The sequence below is a fragment of the Dongia mobilis genome (assembly GCF_004363235.1).
GTDB classification, from domain to species: Bacteria; Pseudomonadota; Alphaproteobacteria; order Dongiales; family Dongiaceae; genus Dongia; species Dongia mobilis.
This window is the reverse complement of the sequence record NZ_SNYW01000007.1, coordinates 407,387-426,043: the sequence shown is the minus strand read 5'-3', so window position 1 is coordinate 426,043 and position 18,657 is coordinate 407,387. Positions and strand designations below refer to the sequence as shown.

The following is an 18,657-nucleotide window of genomic DNA, read 5'->3' as shown; positions in this document are numbered from 1 at the left end:
TTGCTTGGTATAAACCGGACATGAAACCGCTCGCCGCAGATCCCGTCGTTCAGGAGCGCGCCATCGGTGCCGGCGAAACTCTGCCCGGCCGGCCGTTCAAGCTGGTGTCGGATTACACCCCCGCCGGCGACCAGCCGCAGGCGATCGCCGAGCTTGTGGCCGGGATCGAGGCCGAGGAGCGCGACCAGGTGCTGCTTGGCGTCACCGGTTCCGGCAAGACTTTCACCATGGCCCATGTCATCCAGCAGGTGCAGCGCCCGGCCCTGGTCCTTGCGCCCAACAAGACGCTGGCGGCCCAGCTCTATGGCGAGATGAAGAGCTTTTTCCCGGAGAATGCAGTCGAGTATTTCGTCAGCTACTACGATTATTACCAGCCGGAAGCCTACGTCCCGCGCACCGACACCTATATCGAGAAGGAAAGCTCGCTCAACGAGCAGATCGACCGCATGCGCCATGCGGCGACGCGCGCCCTGTTCGAGCGCCGCGATGTCATCATCGTCGCCTCGGTCTCCTGCATATATGGCATCGGTGCGCCGGAAACCTATTCCACCATGACCATCACCCTGAAGCCGGGTGACAGCGTCGATCTCAACACGCTGCTGCGGCGACTGATCGAACTGCAATACAAGCGCAACGAGACCGCCTTCTATCGTGGCACCTTCCGCCTCAAGGGTGACGTGCTGGAACTCTTTCCGGCGCATATGGAGGATCGGGCCTGGCGCCTCTCGCTGTTCGGCGACGAGATCGAGAGCATCGTCGAGTTCGACCCGCTGACCGGGCAGAAGACCGACGAGTTGGCCGAAATCAAGATCTACGCCAACAGCCATTACGTGACCCCCAAGCCGACCCTCACCCAGGCGGTGAAGCAGATCCGCGAGGAATTGAAAGTACGCCTGAAGGAATTCGAGGCGCAGAACAAGCTGCTCGAAGCGCAGCGCCTCGAGCAGCGCGTCACCTTCGACATGGAAATGATCGAGGCGACCGGCGCCTGTGCCGGCATCGAGAACTATTCGCGTTATCTCACCGGCCGCCAGCCGGGCGAACCGCCGCCAACCCTGTTCGAATACCTGCCGGCCGACGCCCTCATCTTCGTCGACGAGAGCCATGTCACGATCCCGCAGATCGGCGGCATGTTCAAGGGCGACTGGCACCGGAAATCGACGCTGGCGGAATACGGCTTCCGTCTGCCCTCCTGCTGCGACAACCGCCCCTTGAAATTCGAGGAATGGGAGCGCATGCGGCCGCAGACGGTCTCGGTCTCGGCGACGCCCGGCAACTGGGAACTCAACCAGACCGGCGGCGCCTTCGTCGAACAGGTGATCCGCCCGACCGGACTGATCGATCCAGTCTGCATAATCCGTCCGACCGAAACCCAGGTCGACGACGTGGTGGCGGAGTGCAAGGAGGCGGCGCGGCTTGGCCACCGCGTCCTTATCACCACGCTGACCAAGCGCATGGCCGAGGACCTGACCGAATACCTGCACGATGCCGGTGTCCGCGTGCGCTACATCCATTCCGATGTCGAGACGCTGGAGCGGATCGAGATCATCCGCGATCTGCGCCTCGGCGCCTTCGACGTGCTGGTCGGCATCAACCTGCTGCGCGAGGGCCTCGACATTCCGGAATGCGCCCTGGTCTGTATCCTCGACGCCGACAAGGAGGGCTTCCTGCGCTCGCGCACCAGCCTCGTCCAGACCATCGGGCGCGCCGCCCGCAATGTCGAGGGTCGCGTCCTGCTCTACGCCGACAAGATCACCGACAGCCTGCAATACGCCCTCGACGAAACCAGCCGTCGGCGCGAGAAGCAGCAGGCCTACAACGCCGCAAACGGCATCACCCCGGAATCGGTGCGCAAGAACATCGCCGACATCATGGAATCGGTCTATGAGTCCGACCATGTGACGGTCGATACCGGCATCCTCGGCGAGAAGCACTTGCTCGGCCACAATCTCCGCGCAACCATCACCGAACTCGAGAAGAAGATGCGCGATGCCGCCGGCAATCTGGAGTTCGAGGAAGCCGCCCGCTATCGTGACGAGATCAAGCGGCTGGAAGCGCTGGATCTAGAAATTCCGACCACTACGGGCGGGCTCAAGGGCGGGCTCGATGCCGCCGGCAAGCCGCTGCCGGATCGCCCGCGCGCAAGATCCAAGGCCGGCCGTCCCGGCGAAGCGCCGCGCTTCAAGGACAAGAAGAACCGGCGGCGATGATGCTCAGGCCTGCCGCGCCAGCATCGCCTTGAAGCGGGCGAGCGCCAGGGCGAGGAAGACGCTTCCCTGGAAGGCGATCAGCGCCAATTGCGGCCAGATGACGTCGATGCCGGCACCGCGATATAGCACCGCCTGCGACAGTGCCACGAAATGGGTCGAGGGCAGTCCCTTCATCACTATCTGGAAGAACAGCGGCATGGATTCAACCGGTGTGGTCGACCCCGAAAGCAGGTTCATCACCACGAAGCAGGGAATCGCCATCAGGGCAAATTGCGGCATCGAATTGGCGAAGGTCGCCAGCAGGATGCCCATCGCCGTCGTGGCGAACAGATAGAAGGCAGCGCTGCCGAGGAACAGCAGCCTGGAGCCCGCCACCGGGATGCCGAGGCCGAGATTGACCACGAAATGCAGCGACAGGGCGACGGCGAAGAGGATGACAAGGCCATTGGCCCAGATCTTGGCCGCGGCGATTTCCGAGGCGGTCACCGGCATTACCAGCAGGTGCTCGATGGTGCCGCGTTCGCGCTCGCGGATCACGGCCGCCCCGACCAGGATGATCGACAGGATGGTGATGTTCTGCACCACCTGCATCACCGCCATGAACCAGGCGGAGTCGAGATTGGGATTGAAATAGGCGCGGATGACGAGTTCCACCGGCAGGCTTTCGGCGACATTGTGTCGCCCGAGGAAGACGTCGGTTTCACGGCTGACGATCTCGCTGATATAGCGCGTGCCGATGCCGGCCTGGGTCATCGCGGTGGCATCGACGGCAAGCCCGACGATTGGGGTACGGCCGGCCAGCAGATCGGCCTCCATGCCGGGCGGCAGGTCGAGGGCGAAGGTGAACAGCGCTCGGTCAAGCCCGGCGTCCACCTCATGCCGGTCGATCAGCAACGGGCGCAGGAAGTAGGGTGGCTGCAGCGCCTCGATGATGCGGCGGGAAAGCTGCGAGCCATCGCCGTCCACCACGGCAATTGCCGCATTGCGCACCTCGGTGCGCACGCCGTGCGCCACGGTATAGACCGAAACCGTAAAGACGAAGGCCATCAGGCCCAGCAGCACCGGATCCTTGGCCAAGGCGGCCATCTCCTTCAGGCCCAGGCGAAATACGTTGCGCAGCCACAGCCTCATCTCAGCGCTCCTGCTTGCGGACGAATAGGCGCGCCAGAAGGAGGTAGGCGACGGCAAAGGCCGCCAGCATGGCGAACTCCTTGCCGAAGCTGGCAAGTTCCAATCCCTTGGTGAAGACGCCGAGGCTGATAGTCTGATACCAGGAGGCGGGAAAGCCGAGGCCGATCCATTTGGCAGCACCCTCCAGCGTCGCAGTCGGGTAGAGCAGGCCGGAGAAATTGACCGCCGGAATGACCGACAGGATGGCGGCGGCAAAGATCGCCGCAACCTGTGACGAACAGAAGGCCGAGATCAGGAGGCCGAACCCGGTTGCCGCCGCCTGATAGAGAACGACACCTAACGCCAGTGCCAGCAGGCTGCCCTTGGGAAAGATGCCGAAGATCGGCACCGCCATAAGGCTCATCAGCAGGAAGGCGAAGCAGCCGATGGCGATATAGGGCAACTGCTTTCCCATCAGGAATTCGCTGATTCCGGCGGGTGAGGCATAGAGATTGGCGATCGTGCCCAGCTCTTTCTCGCGAACCACGCCGAGTGCTGTCAGCATCGCCGGAATCAGCATGAGCAGCAGCATCATGATCCCGGGCACAATGGCGACGACACTCTTGAAATCCTGATTGTAGCGGAAGCGCGGCACCAGCTCGATACCGACCGGCACCTCGTACCTCCCGACAGTCTGGCGGACGAGTTCCTCGGCATGGACTTGGGCGATGCCCTGAACGTAGCCGCGCGTCGTCTCACCACGGAACGGGAAGCTGCCGTCGATGAAGACACCGATCTGCGGCCGCAGGCCCTGCATGCGCTCACGGCCGAAATCAGACGGGATCTCGATCGCCACCTGGATGTCACCTGATTGCAGGCGCCTGTCAAGATCATTCAAATCCCGGATCGGGTCACCCTCGATGAAATAGGCCGATCCGCTAAAGCCTTCCATGGCGGCGCGACTGTCGAGCGAGCGGTCTCGGTCGAGCACGGCGAAACGCAGGTTCTCGACGTCGAACGACATGCCGAAGCCGAAGCAGATCAGGAGAAACAGCGGCGCCAGCAGGGCAAAGGTCAGGCGCACGGTATCGCGGCGGAGCTCAAGCGCCTCGCGCCGCGCAAAGACGCCGATGCGCCGCAGGGGAGCCGGCAGGTTCCACCTTGCGGCCGGCGGCAGGCGAGGCGCGATCGCGACCGCCGGCGGCGGCGCTTCTACCTCTTCGCGCATAATCAGGCGCACAAAGGCCTCGTCGAGATCGCCGTCGCCATGGGCCTGCGCGAGTTCCTCCGGCATGCCGACTGCGAGGACGCGGCCGCGATGCATGAAGGAGATGCGGTCGCAACGCGCCGCCTCGCTCATGAAATGGGTCGAGACAAAGATCGTGACGCCTTCCTCGCGCGCCAGCCGGCCAATCTGGCGCCAGAAGGCATCCCGCGCCTCGGGGTCGACGCCCGAGGTCGGCTCGTCGAGGATGAGGACGCTCGGCCTGTGCAGGCAGGCGGCCGCCAGCTGCAGGCGCTGGCGCTGGCCCAGCGACAGATCCTTCGGCGTCCGCTCGCCAAAACCGACAAGATCGAAGCGCGCCATCGCCTCGTCCAGGCGGGCGGCAAGCTCCGATACCGGGATCTGGTAAAGCCGGGCGTGCAAATCGAGATTGGCGCGTACGCTGAGCTCCTCGTAGAGCGAGAAACTCTGCGACATATAGCCTATCTGGAGCCGCGTCGTCCGGTCCTGCGCAGCAATGGGTCGGCCCAGCATCCGACCCTCGCCGCTGCTTGCCGGCAGCAGGCCGGTCAGCATCTTCATGGTGGTGGTCTTGCCACAGCCATTGGAGCCGAGGAAACCGAAAATCTCGCCCCGTTCGATGCGGAAACTGACACGATCGACCGCGACGAAATCCCCGAACCTGCGCGTCAGCTCCGACGCCTCGATCACCGGGTCGCCATCGGCGGGGCGGCGCGGCGGCATCTGCCAGGCCGCCTTGGGGGTCGCTGCGTCACCGCCATGGCGCAGCGCCACGAAGGCGTCATCGAGCGAGTTTGTGCCGGTCTTATCGAGAATCTCGGCGAGCGATCCCAGCGCCATCAGACGCCCGTCATCGATCACGGCAATGCGGTCGAAGAGCGCCGCTTCCTCCATATAGGCGGTGGCAACCACCAGAGTGAGCTGCGGCCGCTCGGCACGGATATCCGTGATCAACTGCCAAAACTGTCGCCGCGACAGCGGGTCGACGCCGGTGGTCGGCTCGTCAAGAATCAATAGGTCGGGGTCGTGCACCAGCGCGCAACAGAGGCCCAGCTTCTGCTTCATGCCGCCGGATAGTTTGCCCATCGGCCGATCGGGAAACGGCGCCAGGCCGGTGGCAGCGAGAACGCGCTGGCGCCGCATCTCGAGTTCGCCATCGGCGACACCGAAGAGGCCGGCGAAAAAATCGATGTTCTCCGCCACCGACAGGCTGGGATAGAGGTTCTTGCCGAGGCCCTGCGGCATATAGGCAAGGCGCGGCGCCACCAAGCCACGGTGCCGGCGGCGGCGCATGTCACCACCCAGCACCTCGACCCGGCCGTCCTGGATGCGGCGCGTGCCGGCGATCAGCGAAAGCAGGGTCGACTTGCCGACGCCGTCGGGCCCGATGATGGCGAGCGACGTACCGGCCGGCAGTTGCAGCGAGATGTCGGCGAGGCCGAAATGCCGGTTATGGCGATAGTGAACGCCTTCGAGCCGGATCGCCATGGGCACTGCCATGGGTGGCGTCACGGTCGCTGCCGGCGCCAGCGTCACTGGCTGGCACCGCCATCCGGTGCCGGCGGCAGTTTCGGCGCCAGGAAATCAGGCCATTGCGCGGCGGCATCGACCTTCAGATAGGCGTTGCCGGTCAGCCCCGCCTTCACGTAGTCGCGATAGGTATCGAGGATGTCACGACTGATCTCGACCTTGACACGATAGGTCAGTTTGTCCCGTTCCGCCTTGGTTTCGACGAATTTCGGTGTGAACTGCGCCTCGGCGGCGACAAAGCTGACCGTAGCGGGGATGACATATTCAGGGGCGGCATCGAGGACGATGCGCGCCTCTCCACCAACGCCAATCCGGCCGGCAACGGCGGTCGGAAAGAAAACCACCATATGCACGTCCGCGAGGTCGAGCAGTGTCGCCACCTGGCCGCCTGCGGCCAGCACTTCGCCCGCTTTCACCAGGCGGTACTCGACCCGGCCATCGGTCGGTGCCTTCAGCGTCATATCGGCGATGACGGCCTCGAGGCGCGCCACACGCGCCGCCGCGGCATTGGCAGCAGCCTTGGCATCTTCGACCGAGGCGCGGGTTCCCTTGAGTGCTGCGGCAGCAACGTCGCGCTGGGCGCGCCGGCGGTCGACTTCCGCTACCGGCCCCGCATTTTTCTTCTGCAGCGTGATGGCGCGTTCGAGCTCGATCTCGGCCAGCTTCAGATCCGCCAGGCGGATGCCGACATCCGCCTCGGCCCGGCCGATTCCCTCTACCGCCTGCCGCTCATTGGCCTTGGCCTCAGCCAGTTCCGCCAGCAGTTCCGCGACATCCATCTCGGCGACGATTGAGCCTGTCTTGACGAAATCCCCCTCGACGACCCGGATATCGGCAACGCGGCCGGCATATTTCGTCGCGACCGCCACGCGCTCCACCTCGATGCGGCCATTGGCATAGGCAAATCCGATGAGCGCCGCCTCGGCCTGCTGCTGTTTCCAGAAGACATAGAAGGCGCTGCCGGCACCGACTACCAGCAACGCGAGGACGACATATAAAAGACGCATGCTTGACCGCCGCTTGTCCGAGTTGCGCGCATGGAAAAATGACGATGGGGCCGATTGCCCGGCCCCATCTTCTCATGTCAGCACGTGGCGGCAAGCGCCTTGATTTGGATCAAGTCAGCGCGACGGGTCAGGCCCGCACCAGGGGCTTGTATTTGATGCGGTGCGGCTGGTCGGCATCGGTGCCGAGGCGGCGGTGCCGGTCGGCCTCGTAATCCTGGTAATTGCCCTCGAACCATTCGACATGGCTGTCGCCCTCGAAGGCCAGCATATGGGTGGCGATGCGGTCGAGGAACCAGCGGTCATGGCTGATGACAACGACGCAGCCGGCAAAGTCCAGCAGCGCCTCTTCTAGCGCCCGCAGCGTGTCGACGTCGAGATCGTTGGTCGGCTCGTCAAGCAGCAGGACGTTGGCGCCGGATTTCAGCATTTTGGCGAGATGCACGCGGTTGCGCTCGCCGCCCGAGAGCTGGCCGACCTTCTTCTGCTGGTCGACACCCTTGAAGTTGAAGCCGGCGACATAGGCGCGGCTCGGCATCTTGCGCTTGCCGAGTTCGATCTCGTCATGGCCGTCCGAGATCTCCTCCCACACCGTCTTGTTGGGATTGAGGCTGTCGCGCGACTGGTCGACGTAACCCAGTTTCACCGTCTCGCCGACCTTGAAGCTGCCGCTGTCCGGGGTCTCCTGACCGGTGATCATGCGAAAGAGCGTCGTCTTGCCGGCGCCGTTGGGCCCGATCACGCCAACGATCCCGCCCGGCGGCAGGCGGAAGGAAAGATCCTCGATCAGCAAGCGGTCACCGAAGCCCTTGTTGAGATGTTCCGCTTCGATCACCAGGTCGCCGAGGCGCGGGCCCGCAGGGATATAGATCTGCGCGTTCTCCTGCGCCTTCTCGTTCTGCTGGGCCAGCAAAGCCTCATAGGCGCTGACGCGGGCCTTCGACTTCGCCTGGCGCGCCTTCGGGCTCTGCCGGATCCATTCCAGCTCGCGCTCCAGGGTGCGCTGGCGGGCGCTTTCGGTCTTCTGCTCCTGCTCAAGGCGCTTCGACTTCTGCTCCAGCCAGCCGGAGTAATTGCCCTCGAAGGGAATGCCCTGGCCGCGGTCGAGTTCCAGGATCCAGCCCGCCACATTGTCAAGGAAGTAGCGGTCATGGGTCACGGCAACCACCGTGCCCTTGTAGTCCTCCAGGAAGCGCTCCAGCCAGGCCACCGATTCCGCATCCAGATGGTTGGTCGGCTCGTCGAGCAGCAGCATGTCGGGGCTGGAGAGCAGCAGGCGGCAGAGCGCCACCCGGCGCCGCTCACCGCCGGAGAGCTTGGTGACGTCCGCGTCGCTGGGCGGGCAGCGCAGGGCGTCCATGGCGATCTCGACCTTGCGCTGCACGTCCCAGGCATCGGCCGCGTCGATCTTCTCCTGCAGTTCCGCCTGCTTGGCCAGCAGCGTGTCGAAATCGGCATCGGGATCGGCCATGGCGTTGGAGACCGCCTCGAATTCCTCCAGCAGCTTCGCCGTGGCGCCGACGCCGTCCATCACGTTGCCGAGCACGTCCTTGGCCGGATCGAGATGCGGCTCCTGGGCGAGATAGCCGACCGAGACGCCATCCGCCGCCCAGGCTTCGCCGCCGACATCCTTGTCGATCCCGGCCATGATCTTGAGCAGCGTCGATTTGCCGGCGCCGTTATGGCCGAGCACGCCGATCTTGGCGCCGGGCAGGAAGGACAGCCAGATATTGTCCAGCACCTTCTTGCCACCGGGATAGACCTTGGACAGGCCCTTCATCACGTAAATGTATTGATACGCCGCCATTTTCTGCTCCGAACCAGAGTTGCGAGGGCCCGTTTCAGGACCCGAATACAGGTTTGGGCGCTTTCTTAGACGATTGCCAAGCCGGGCGGAACCCCCGAGCGGGCGCGCCTTCACCAGGTGCCCGTTCCCGGCTAAGGTGCGGCGACAAAAATCCCCTGCCCAGAGTGCACTCTCCGCATGCCCGCCCCCACCACATCCTCGCATCCCCTTCTCGGCATCGGCCTGATGCTGGCCGCCATGGCGATCCTGCCGTTCCTGGACGTGGTGGCGAAGTTCCTGGGGCAGCAGAACATGCCGATTGTCGAGATCGTCTGGGCGCGCCTCTTTTTCGGCATGCTCATTACCCTGCCGGTTGCCTGGAAGTATGGCGGGCCAAGGGGCCTGCTACCGGACCCGTTCTGGATGCATACCTGGCGCGGCATCTTCCTGTGCGGGGCCACGTTCTTCTTCTTCTGGGCGCTGAAGTTCCTGCCCATCGCCGATACGCTGGCGATCTTCTTCGTGCAGCCCCTCATCGTCACTCTGCTGTCGCCGCTGGTCCTCGGCGAAAAGGTCGGCATCCGCCGCTGGATCGCGGTCTTGGTTGGCTTCGTCGGCACGCTGGTCATCATCCGGCCCGGATTCCAGGAGTTCAATCCCGGCATGCTGATGGCGCTCGCCGCCGGCACCTCGCTTGCCATCTACATGCTGCTGACGCGCAAGATGTCCGGCCGCGCCCATCCGATGGTCACCACCTTCCATACCAATGTGGCGGGCTCTGTGCTGATGTCGGTCGCCGTCATCTTCTTCTGGCAGGCGCCGACGCTGGAACAATGGGGCCTGTTCCTGCTGCTGGGGCTCATCGCCACCGCGGGCCACTCGCTCATCGTCAAGGCCTATGACCATGCCGAGGCCTCGCTGCTGGCGCCCTTCGCCTATGCCGAGATGATCATGGCGGTGGTCGCCGGCTGGTACTTCTTCGGTGATTTCCCCGACCGCTGGACCTTCCTCGGCGTCGGCATCCTTATTTCCTGCGCGCTTTACATCTCCTATCGCGAGCGGGTGCGAAGGCTGCCGGCCAGCGTTACCGGCGAGCATTCCTGATCGACATTTTTCAGTTGATCAGGAATGACTGATTATCTAATTTTCAGTTACTGTATTTCGGAAACTGGAGAATCTATCGATGTGGGCTGAGTCGGGACGCAAATTCGTGGCGTTGATCGCCATTCTCGCCGCCATGACCGCTTGCGGTACGCCCGAATCCCTCAGCTATCCACCGGGCAAGACGCTCAAAATAACCAAGAACGTCTGGTCCGCCTATCAGGAATATCTCGGCATGCAGGGTGGCGTGCGCAAGGAAGGGGCATTCCTCGTCGTATTGCATAACGATGTCGGCGTCGGTTCGCGCTGGAGTTATTGCCCGCCGTCGGCCGACTATTGCACCGGTCCCACCATCAATCTTGCCAACGACATGTGCAAGCAGGAGAAGCTGAAATGCGTCCTGTTTGCCCGCGGCACCACAGAGATTCTGCCCTACGAAATCGTCGACTGAGCCGGGCGAAATCCGCGCAGAAACACGGCTGACCTGTCCATGTCCGAAAACCGCGAGCAGCCGGGCTGGCGCCGTGGCATGCTTGGCACATGGATATCGACGAAAATCACCCTCCCGAAGCGCTGAGCGGCGACTGGATCGCCCTCGACCCGCTGGCCTGCTACCGGGCCATTGAAACGCGCGATGCGCGGTTCGACGGGCGGGTTTTTGTCGGCGTGACCTCGACCGGAATCTATTGCCGGCCGGTCTGCCCGGCGCGGACGGCGAAATTCGCGCATTGCCGCTTTTACCCATCGGCCGCCGCGGCACAGGAGGCGGGCTTTCGTCCCTGCCTGCGCTGCCGCCCGGAAACCGCCCCGGAGACCGGTGCCTGGGCCGGGACATCCAGCACCGTTTCGCGTGGCCTCGCCCTCATCGCCGACGGCGCCCTCGACGGAGAGGGCGCCGGTGTAGAGGCACTGGCCGCTCGGCTTGGCATCGGCGAGCGGCAGTTGCGACGCCTGTTCAATGCGCATCTCGGCGCCGTGCCGATCGCCGTAGCCCAGGCGCGGCGGGTGCATTTCGCCAAGCAGCTGATCCATGACACCGATCTGCCGATGACCGATGTGGCACTTGCCGCCGGATTCGGCAGCCTGCGGCGCTTCAACGAGACCTTCCGGCAGATGTATGGCAGGCCCCCCGGTGCCTTGCGACGCCGCAAGACGGCTTCCGGCGAGGGTGGCAGCGTCACCCTGCATTTGCGCTATCGCCCGCCCTATGACTGGGCGGCGATGCTGGCATTCCTGCGCGCCCGCGCCATTCCGGGGCTGGAACTGGTCACGGGCCAAAGCTACAGCCGCGCCGTCCGGATCGGCGGCGGGGCCGGCACCGTCACGATCGATCACCGGCCGGCGCAGGCCAGCCTGCGCGCCCGCATCCGCTTTCCCGACCTGACCGCGCTGCCTGCCATTGTGCGGCGCATCCGGCGGGTCTTCGACCTGGATGCGGATGTGGTCATGATCGGCGCGCATCTGGCACAGGATCCGCTGCTGACACCGCTGATTGCGGCGCGGCCCGGCCTTCGTGTACCCGGCGGCTGGGATGGCTTCGAACTGGCGATCCGCGCCATCCTCGGCCAGCAGGTGACAATTGCCGCCGCGCGCAAGCTGGCGGCACAGCTGGTCGGCTTGTGCGGCAGCGATCTGCCGCCGGAACTGAGGATGGGCGATCTGGCGCGCTGCTTTCCGACCCCGGAGCAGCTCCTGGCGGCGGACCTCTCATCGCTCGGCATGCCGGGTGCGCGCCGGCAAACGCTCGGTGCCATGGCTGCAGCGGCGACGGCCGATGCCGACCTTTTCCGCCCGATGAGCAGCCTCGAGGAGACGGTGGCGCGGTTGTGCCGTATCCGCGGCATCGGCGACTGGAGTGCGCACTATATCGCGCTGCGCGTCATCCGCGAGAGCGACGCCTTCCCGGCGAGCGATGTCGGCCTGCTGCGGGGCGCCACGCCACCCGGTGGCCAGCGACCGACGCCGCAGGCGCTGCTTGCCATGTCGGCCCGATGGCGCCCGTGGCGTGCCTATGCCGCCCAGCATCTCTGGGCCGCCGACCCCGCCGCCTGAAGGGAGCAGCATGCCAGGTTCCGAACAATTGCTCGTCGACCGCATCCCGACACCGATCGGCGAGCTGGTCATCATCGCGGACCAGGCCGGAAAGCTGCGGGCCGTCGACTGGACCGACCACGAGGGGCGCATGCTGGCCTTGCTCGCGCGCCATTGCCGGCACGGCTTCGACCTGCACCCGAGGCGCGACCCGCACGGCCTGTCGCGGGCGCTCAAGGCATATTTCAAGGGCGACCTTGCCGCAATCGAACCGCTGGAAACCGCGACCGACGGCACCCCGTTCCAGCACGCGGCCTGGCGCGAACTGCGCCGCATCCCGGCCGGAAGGGCGATCTCCTATGCCGAACTCGCGCGGCGCATCGGCAGGCCCCGGGCAGTGCGTGCCACCGGCCTTGCCAATGGCGCCAATCCGATCAGCATCGTCGTTCCCTGCCACCGCGTCATCGGCAGCGACGGGTCGTTGACCGGCTATGGCGGCGGCATTCATCGCAAACGCTGGCTGCTGGCTCATGAAGGGTGCGAGACAGCCGAGTAGGCGTTCAGAACATCAGGTCGCGCACCAGATCCGGCAGCAGTTGGATTCGCTTCAGCGCATCGCGCAGCCGATTGGTCTCCGACCGTGAAAGTTCCGACAGCAATATCTCGTTGTTGAGCTTTTCCCCCGACAGCAGCGCACGCGATTGGCGGCGCAGGATCAGCGACAGGCAGAAGGCGTGGTCGTCGGCCAGTGCGCGCAGCAGCGCGGTATCCCCTTCACCCCGCGCCGCCAGCCTGGCGAGGCGCTCGCTGGTGGTATGCGCCGGCAGATTGTGGCGAATCGCGAGCGTGCGGGCAGCGCTGACGATCGGGAACAGCGCATGGAGCTTGAGGTCAAGGCGGCCATCCTCCCCCGCGAGACGGCCCATGAAGCCGAACGGGTTGGCGATGCGGTCCAGCTTTGCCCCCAGCAGCTTGGCGAAGACCGGGTTGGCGCTGCCGGTCGCATAAGCATGGGCGAAGAGGTCATGGGCGAGGCGCCGGGCGCCGAAGACAGCCGCCTGGTCGAAGAAGATATCGACATTGAGCAGGTTTTCCGGCCGCGCACTTGCCACCCAGCCCTCGATGCGCGCGCGCCAGGTGGCGGCAGAGCCGCGCCAGGGCGGATTCTTCGCCATGACGCCGCCATTGCAGAGGGGGATTCCGGCCTGGTCGAGGATGGCCGCCATGCGCGTCCCCAGTTCGGCGAACCAGCGGTCCTGCGGCCCATCCGGATCGCCCTCGGCAAAGACGATGGCATTGTCCTGATCCGGTTTGAGCAGGCTTTCGCCGCGTCCGCCCGAGCCCAGGACCATGACCGCGAACGGACAGGGCGCCTCGCCGAAATCTTCGCTGCGCATCTCCGCCAGCGCCAGTTCCGCAGCGCGCTCGGTCATGCTGCGCAGTTCCTCGGACACGATTCGCGCCGTGGTCCGGGCGTCGAGGCCTTCGTGGGTGAGCGAGCGCACGACTCCGGCAAGCCCCGCCCAGGCGACCGCCATGTCGCCGGCAGATTGCGCCTCCTTGATTGCATCACTGAGTGCGATCGCCGGCTCGCTGCGCAGCTTCAGCAGATCGCGCGCCGAGATCATGCCAACCGCATCGCCGACATCGTCCACCACCACCAGATGCCGCACCTTCAGTCGCCGCATGCGCGAGATGGCGCGATAGACATAGGCTTTTTCGCGAATGCTGATGAGCGGCCGGTTGGCCATGTTGGCGACCGGCCGCTCAAGCGCCGCGGCGCCATCCGCCGCAATCCGGCGCAGCGCGTCGCGCTCGGTCAGGATGCCATAGGCGCCGAGCGGCCGGCCACCCTCCGGCGGGTCGGCGACCAGCACCGAGCTTGCCCCGCGCTCGGCCATCTTCTTCATGGCTTCCCGCAGGCCGGTGTCGCCGCCGACCACCAGTAGCGTGCGCGCCATGATGTCGCCGACCGCGTGGCGGTAGGCATAGGTGTCGTACTGCCCGGCGCTGGCGAGGATCGCCTCGGCATCCGGCGCTGGCGTGGCAACCCAGCCGGCGGCAGCCTCCTTTTCCACCTGCGGTGCACGCGCCAGGACGGCGCGTTCCGCCTCGGCCAGGGTGCGGATCCCGCGCTCGGAGAGCAGCGGCACCATCTTCTGGTAGATCTGCCCGGCCGCCTTGGCATCACCGAGAGCAGAGTGACGCTGGTCGATTTCGATGCCGAGCCAGGACGCCAGCTTGTCGAGCGAAGGATCGTGCAATCCCGGCACGACGATTGCCGCCAGTTTGCGAATGCAGAGCGATCGGGGACGCTGCCAGAGCAGGCCATGGCGCGTCGCCTCGCGCTCCAGCACGGTCAGATCATAGGCGATGGTGTGGCCGACGACGACGCGTCCGGAAAGATAGGCCAGAAGGTCCGGCCACAAATCGCCGACAGCCGGTGCACTTGTGACGGCCGCATCGGTGATACCGTGAATGGCGGCCGATTCGGGCGGAATCGGCAGGCCCGGATTGACCAGCCTGTCGAATGGCGCCGCCGCAGCGGCAGCCTTGGCGCAGAGTTGCACCGCGCCAACCTGCACGATGCGTGCCGTATCGACATTGAGCCCCGTGGTCTCCAGATCGAGCGCCACGGCGGGCAGCGCAAAGAGCGGTACGGCACCAGTGACAGCCTGCATCGGGACCCTGCCTTCTGCTTCGTTCTTGTGACAAGCGCCAATCTACAATAACCCGAATGCCCGGCGCCATCAGCGTGACCACAGCGGACCTGATAGCGGCTTGACCGGCATCAATCGACAGGGCCAAATGAGCGCCCACATCGCGGCCTGGCGCACGGCATCGTCATGGCCCGACCCTTGCCCGACCGTTGAAGGAACCAACGATGAATGCGGCGGCGCCCCGCCCTCTGGAGAAGATCTGGCATCTGCTGCGCCGGCCGCAGGAGATTTGGCCGCTGTTCCGCAGCTATCTCGGGCTCGGCCGCAAACTGCGCCATGAGCCGATTGCCGATGCGGCCGGCCTGGCCCGTTTCCTTGAGACACGAGCGACCTTCGTGGCACAGATGTCGCTCTATACCTATTTGCGCACCCGTGCCGGCCAGCGTTATCCGGTATTGTTCGAGAATCCAGAATTCGTGCGCGCAATCAACATCGCCAAATGGCAGATCTGGCTCGCCTGCCTGGGCGATATCAGCCTCTATGCCGGCGGCCTGCTGGCACGCAACCTGCCCGGCGAAGCTGCGGCAGCCGGCCGTTTCGTGAGCGGGCTGGTCGACGACATCCTGGCGCGTACCGGCCGGCCCGAGGATTCCGGCCCCGAATTCACAGCCGGGTGCGATGCCTTGCGGCAGCGCCTTGCCGGCGCGCTGTGGCATGCCATCCCCGATGATGCCACCATCTTCGTCGAAAGCCCGCCCGCCGTCGTCAAATGGGCGCCGATCGTCGACCACCTCAAGGAACTGGACGAACCGATCGTGCTCAACTCGGTGCGCTTCCGCTGGCAGGAAATCCGCCGCGACCTGAGGGCATCATTGCGCTACGACGAGCTTGCCCCGGCGCTGCGCGAAACGCCGTCCTCTACCTGAACCAGCCGCCGAAGGTGGCGTAGAGCCCCTGCGCAATCTCACTTTCCAGCGGGAAGGAGAGCATGCCCATGACCGAATAACCGAGCAGCCAGGGCATCAGGTAGAAGCGAATCATGAAGAAGAACCAGGCGACATAAAGCGGCACCAGCATCGGCACCAGGAATTTCGGCGTGATCGGCCGGAACAGCCGCAGCAGCGGATCGGTGATGCGCACGAAGAAGCGCATGAAGAAGAATTTACTGTCCTCCGGCAGAAAGATCCTCATGCCGAAGCGGCCGATCAGGGTCCACATGATCATGCCAAGGATGTAGTCGAGGGCGACCGCCCACATCGGAAGTTCGGTCGTCACAATAACTGGTCTCCCCACCCGGTTGCTTGCGCGTCAGCATACACGTGAACGCCCCGCAATAAAAAGGCGGGCAAAAAAGCCGGGCAAAAAAAGCCGGGGAGAGAAACTCTCTCCCCGGCAGATGGACAACAGATGCTTAGTGGCTGGAGCTGAGGATGGTCGCGCCGCTGGGAACGCGGACTTCGTCGACCATGTCCTGGATCTCCTTCTCCGGCTCCTTGGTCATCAGGGTCACCACCACCATCGCGACGGCGCTGCACACGACACCGACGATGCCGAAGCGCAGATCGTCAAGACCGATCCACGGCGTCATCCCGCCCCATTTGACGAGGTAGAGGTAGAGCGAGCCGCTGCCGAGACCGACAATCATGCCGGCGATAGCACCCGGCCGGTTGGCCCGTTTCCACCAGACGCCCAGGACCAGCGGCACGAAGAGACCGGACATCGCGAAGCAGAAGGCCCAAGCCACTGCACCGAGAATGCCGGTAAGCTTCAGGCTGGCCACAAGGGCACCGGCCGCACCAATGATGACCAGCAGGATGCGGGCGACGATAAGACGCTTCTTCGTTTCCGCATGCGGGTCGATCATCTTGTAGTAGAGATCATGCGACAACGCATTGGCGATGGCGAGCAGCAGACCGTCCGCCGTCGACATCGCCGCCGCCATGCCGCCCGCAGCCACGAGGCCGGAGATGACATAGGGCAGACCGGCGATCTCCGGCGTTGCCAGAACCACGATATCCGGACGCAGGAAGAACTCGTTGATCTGCAGGATGCCATCACCGTTGGAGTCGGAGACGGCCAGCATGCCGACGGCACCCCATTTCTGGATCCATTCCAGGGCCTGCACGTCCGCGATGGCCTTGCCGATGATGCTGGTCGCGAGGTTCGGATCCAGGATCTGCAGCTTGGTCAGCGTGGCGAGTGCCGGCGCCGTGAAATAGAGCAGCGTGATGAAGAACAGCGACCACGCCACCGACGACCGGGCCGCCTTGACGGTCGGCGTCGTGAAGTAGCGCATCAGGATGTGCGGCAGCGAGGCGGTGCCGAGCATCATGCAGGCGACCAGCGTCACGAACTTCCAGGCCGCAAGGGCGGAATCGCCGGGATTGGCATGGAGGTTGGTAAGCGCCGCGACACCGGCAATGGTCTCGGTCGGCTTCAGCGTACCCACCTGCAGCATCGGCTCCAATTCCTGGATGCGGGCCACCGCGTCGCCATAGGAAAGCTGCGGGAACCAGCCGAAATCCTGGCGGATCGACATCCAGAAGACCGGGATCAGGTAGGCGATGATGAGCACGATGTACTGCGCCACCTGGGTCCAGGTGACAGCCCGCATGCCGCCCAGCATCGAGCAGAGCAGGATGCCGACGAGGCCGAACCAGACGCCGGCACCGTAGGGAATCTGCAGCACGCGAGAAGCGATCGTGCCGGTGGCGTCGATCTGCGCCGTCACATAGGTGAAGGACGCGACGATCAGCACGACGATGGCGCAAAAGCGCGCCACATTGCCGCCATAGCGGGTGCCGATGAAATCAGGCACCGTGTAGCAGCCGAACTTGCGCAGATACGGCGCCATCAGGATGGCCACCAGCACATAGCCGCCGGTCCAGCCGACGACGAAGGCAAGGTAGGGATGGCCGCCCATATAGATGCCGCCCGCCATGGCGACGAAGGAAGCGCCAGACATCCAGTCCGCCGCTGTCGCCATGCCGTTGAAGACCGGCGGCACTTCGCGGCCAGCGACGTAATAGGCATCGACCTGCATGGTGCGCGACAGCCAGCCGATCAACGCATAGATGAAGATTGTAAAGCCGACGAAGCAAAGACCGATGGTATCGGCGGTCATGCCCATCTGCTCGAAAATGGCCATCAGGACGACGAACGCCAGGAATCCGCCCGTATAGAGAGCGTAGATCTTGACGAGGTTGTCAGTGAACTTGCCTTGCAATCGGAAAAAACTCATGGCGCGTCCTCCCCCTTATTCTTCTGCGACGCCAAATTCACGGTCGATCGCGTCCTGTTGCTTCACGAAGATGAAGAGCTGGATCACGAAGGCGTATAGCGAACCCTGGGCCGCCATGTAGTACCCGACCGGAAAGTCCAGGAAGCGGAACTGGTTGAGGTCGCTCGCGAACCATTGGATCAGATAGGCGAAGACGAACCAGATCGCGAGATGAACGAACATCAGCCTTCTGGTCTTGCGCCAGTGCCCCTGGCGATTTTCTGCGGACATTTGACTCACGGCCAATCCCTCCCGTTTTGACGTAAGTTTAGGCATCAACCGATCGACCACTGCGTGACGCAACTTCGCGCCTGCTGGATTTCCTGCCGGATTCGGGGTGATCCCCCGCTGTGGCCGATGCGGCTACTCCCCCAGTTTGGCGTCGGCACAAGGTGACTTTCTGTGCCGCGGTCGCCGATTAAGCACTTGCTTGACCGTCCCCTTGGGAAGCGGTCTCTCCCGAAGTTCCCGACATGCCCTCGTTCTTCTTATCGACCCAGCCTAGCAGAGCTGACGGAGTCGCGGCACGTTCGATCAGTCCTTGCACGCCGGCGAAGCAGCTGACATGCGACTCGGCCCCATTTACCGATTGGCACCGTGTCCCAGTTTTTGTCATATGCTTACAGTCCTTCGAATGGACCCCCGACTTTCGTCGTAGCGACTTAGGCCGAATAGACAAGGGGAAAGAGACCGTGCGTT

The 18,657-nt window shown here is 64.4% G+C and carries 14 protein-coding genes; 6 read left to right on the top strand and 8 right to left on the bottom strand.

Going from position 1 to position 18,657, the window contains the following annotated elements:
• The first annotated feature begins 20 nt into the window (after window positions 1-20).
• Window positions 21-2,210 carry an excinuclease ABC subunit UvrB gene (gene uvrB, locus A8950_RS07720; RefSeq protein WP_133613047.1) on the top strand — a complete coding sequence of 730 codons (2,190 nt, stop codon included), beginning with the start codon at window positions 21-23 and terminating at the stop codon, window positions 2,208-2,210.
• Window positions 2,211-2,213: 3 nt separating this feature from the next.
• On the opposite strand, the gene A8950_RS07715 is transcribed toward uvrB, so the two are convergent.
• The 4 genes from A8950_RS07715 to ettA all read right to left on the bottom strand — a co-directional run bounded on the left by A8950_RS07715 (window position 2,214) and on the right by ettA (window position 8,907).
• Window positions 2,214-3,341: an ABC transporter permease gene (locus tag A8950_RS07715; protein ID WP_133613046.1), complete on the bottom strand. Its 1,128-nt coding sequence runs from the start codon at window positions 3,339-3,341 to the stop codon at window positions 2,214-2,216.
• Between the two features lies 1 nt (window position 3,342).
• Entirely contained in the window at window positions 3,343-6,066 is a 2,724-nt protein-coding gene (rbbA, locus tag A8950_RS07710) for a ribosome-associated ATPase/putative transporter RbbA (RefSeq protein ID WP_133613045.1), read from the bottom strand.
• Window positions 6,067-6,098: 32 nt separating this feature from the next.
• A complete protein-coding gene (locus tag A8950_RS07705; protein ID WP_133613044.1) occupies window positions 6,099-7,103 on the bottom strand; it encodes an HlyD family secretion protein in 1,005 nt (334 codons plus the stop codon).
• Window positions 7,104-7,230: 127 nt separating this feature from the next.
• Window positions 7,231-8,907, bottom strand: a complete 1,677-nt coding sequence (gene ettA / locus A8950_RS07700; RefSeq protein ID WP_133613043.1) for an energy-dependent translational throttle protein EttA — start codon at window positions 8,905-8,907, stop codon at window positions 7,231-7,233.
• A gap of 177 nt (window positions 8,908-9,084) precedes the next feature.
• On the opposite strand from ettA, the gene A8950_RS07695 reads away from it, so the two are divergent.
• The 4 genes from A8950_RS07695 to ogt all read left to right on the top strand — a co-directional run bounded on the left by A8950_RS07695 (window position 9,085) and on the right by ogt (window position 12,574).
• Complete coding sequence (locus A8950_RS07695) at window positions 9,085-9,990, top strand: DMT family transporter (protein ID WP_133613042.1); 906 nt, start codon at window positions 9,085-9,087, stop codon at window positions 9,988-9,990.
• Window positions 9,991-10,069: 79 nt separating this feature from the next.
• Window positions 10,070-10,438 (top strand): hypothetical protein, encoded by a 369-nt coding sequence (locus tag A8950_RS07690; protein WP_133613041.1) that lies wholly within the window; start codon window positions 10,070-10,072, stop codon window positions 10,436-10,438.
• Between the two features lie 89 nt (window positions 10,439-10,527).
• A complete protein-coding gene (locus A8950_RS07685; protein WP_133613040.1) occupies window positions 10,528-12,039 on the top strand; it encodes a DNA-3-methyladenine glycosylase 2 family protein in 1,512 nt (503 codons plus the stop codon).
• A 10-nt stretch (window positions 12,040-12,049) separates the two neighbouring features.
• Entirely contained in the window at window positions 12,050-12,574 is a 525-nt protein-coding gene (gene ogt, locus A8950_RS07680; RefSeq protein WP_133613039.1) for a methylated-DNA--[protein]-cysteine S-methyltransferase, read from the top strand.
• A 4-nt stretch (window positions 12,575-12,578) separates the two neighbouring features.
• Here the strand turns inward: ogt and A8950_RS07675 are convergent, their stop codons facing one another.
• Window positions 12,579-14,699 (bottom strand): DUF294 nucleotidyltransferase-like domain-containing protein, encoded by a 2,121-nt coding sequence (locus A8950_RS07675; RefSeq protein WP_133613038.1) that lies wholly within the window; start codon window positions 14,697-14,699, stop codon window positions 12,579-12,581.
• A 203-nt stretch (window positions 14,700-14,902) separates the two neighbouring features.
• On the opposite strand from A8950_RS07675, the gene A8950_RS07670 reads away from it, so the two are divergent.
• Window positions 14,903-15,604 carry an esterase gene (locus tag A8950_RS07670; RefSeq protein WP_133613037.1) on the top strand — a complete coding sequence of 234 codons (702 nt, stop codon included), beginning with the start codon at window positions 14,903-14,905 and terminating at the stop codon, window positions 15,602-15,604.
• On the opposite strand, the gene A8950_RS07665 is transcribed toward A8950_RS07670, so the two are convergent.
• The 3 genes from A8950_RS07665 to A8950_RS07655 all read right to left on the bottom strand — a co-directional run bounded on the left by A8950_RS07665 (window position 15,597) and on the right by A8950_RS07655 (window position 18,189).
• Entirely contained in the window at window positions 15,597-15,953 is a 357-nt protein-coding gene (locus A8950_RS07665; RefSeq protein ID WP_208109785.1) for a hypothetical protein, read from the bottom strand. The two genes, A8950_RS07670 and A8950_RS07665, sit on opposite strands and share 8 nt — an antisense overlap.
• A gap of 136 nt (window positions 15,954-16,089) precedes the next feature.
• Window positions 16,090-17,919 (bottom strand): sodium:solute symporter family protein, encoded by a 1,830-nt coding sequence (locus A8950_RS07660; RefSeq protein WP_133613036.1) that lies wholly within the window; start codon window positions 17,917-17,919, stop codon window positions 16,090-16,092.
• Between the two features lie 15 nt (window positions 17,920-17,934).
• Window positions 17,935-18,189 (bottom strand): DUF4212 domain-containing protein, encoded by a 255-nt coding sequence (locus A8950_RS07655; RefSeq protein WP_133613035.1) that lies wholly within the window; start codon window positions 18,187-18,189, stop codon window positions 17,935-17,937.
• Window positions 18,190-18,657: the final 468 nt, after the last annotated feature.

Bases quoted from the DNA above. Each gene is read 5' to 3' on its own strand.
- A8950_RS07675 (WP_133613038.1), bottom strand. From the start codon at position 14,699: ATGCAGGCTGTCACTGGTGCCGTACCGCTCTTTGCGCTGCCCGCCGTG.
- A8950_RS07690 (WP_133613041.1), top strand. From the start codon at position 10,070: ATGTGGGCTGAGTCGGGACGCAAATTCGTGGCGTTGATCGCCATTCTC.
- A8950_RS07670 (WP_133613037.1), top strand. From the start codon at position 14,903: ATGAATGCGGCGGCGCCCCGCCCTCTGGAGAAGATCTGGCATCTGCTG.
- A8950_RS07695 (WP_133613042.1), top strand. From the start codon at position 9,085: ATGCCCGCCCCCACCACATCCTCGCATCCCCTTCTCGGCATCGGCCTG.
- A8950_RS07685 (WP_133613040.1), top strand. From the start codon at position 10,528: ATGGATATCGACGAAAATCACCCTCCCGAAGCGCTGAGCGGCGACTGG.
- uvrB (WP_133613047.1), top strand. From the start codon at position 21: ATGAAACCGCTCGCCGCAGATCCCGTCGTTCAGGAGCGCGCCATCGGT.
- rbbA (WP_133613045.1), bottom strand. From the start codon at position 6,066: ATGGCAGTGCCCATGGCGATCCGGCTCGAAGGCGTTCACTATCGCCAT.
- ogt (WP_133613039.1), top strand. From the start codon at position 12,050: ATGCCAGGTTCCGAACAATTGCTCGTCGACCGCATCCCGACACCGATC.
- A8950_RS07715 (WP_133613046.1), bottom strand. From the start codon at position 3,341: ATGAGGCTGTGGCTGCGCAACGTATTTCGCCTGGGCCTGAAGGAGATG.
- A8950_RS07655 (WP_133613035.1), bottom strand. From the start codon at position 18,189: ATGTCCGCAGAAAATCGCCAGGGGCACTGGCGCAAGACCAGAAGGCTG.
- A8950_RS07705 (WP_133613044.1), bottom strand. From the start codon at position 7,103: ATGCGTCTTTTATATGTCGTCCTCGCGTTGCTGGTAGTCGGTGCCGGC.
- A8950_RS07660 (WP_133613036.1), bottom strand. From the start codon at position 17,919: ATGAGTTTTTTCCGATTGCAAGGCAAGTTCACTGACAACCTCGTCAAG.
- ettA (WP_133613043.1), bottom strand. From the start codon at position 8,907: ATGGCGGCGTATCAATACATTTACGTGATGAAGGGCCTGTCCAAGGTC.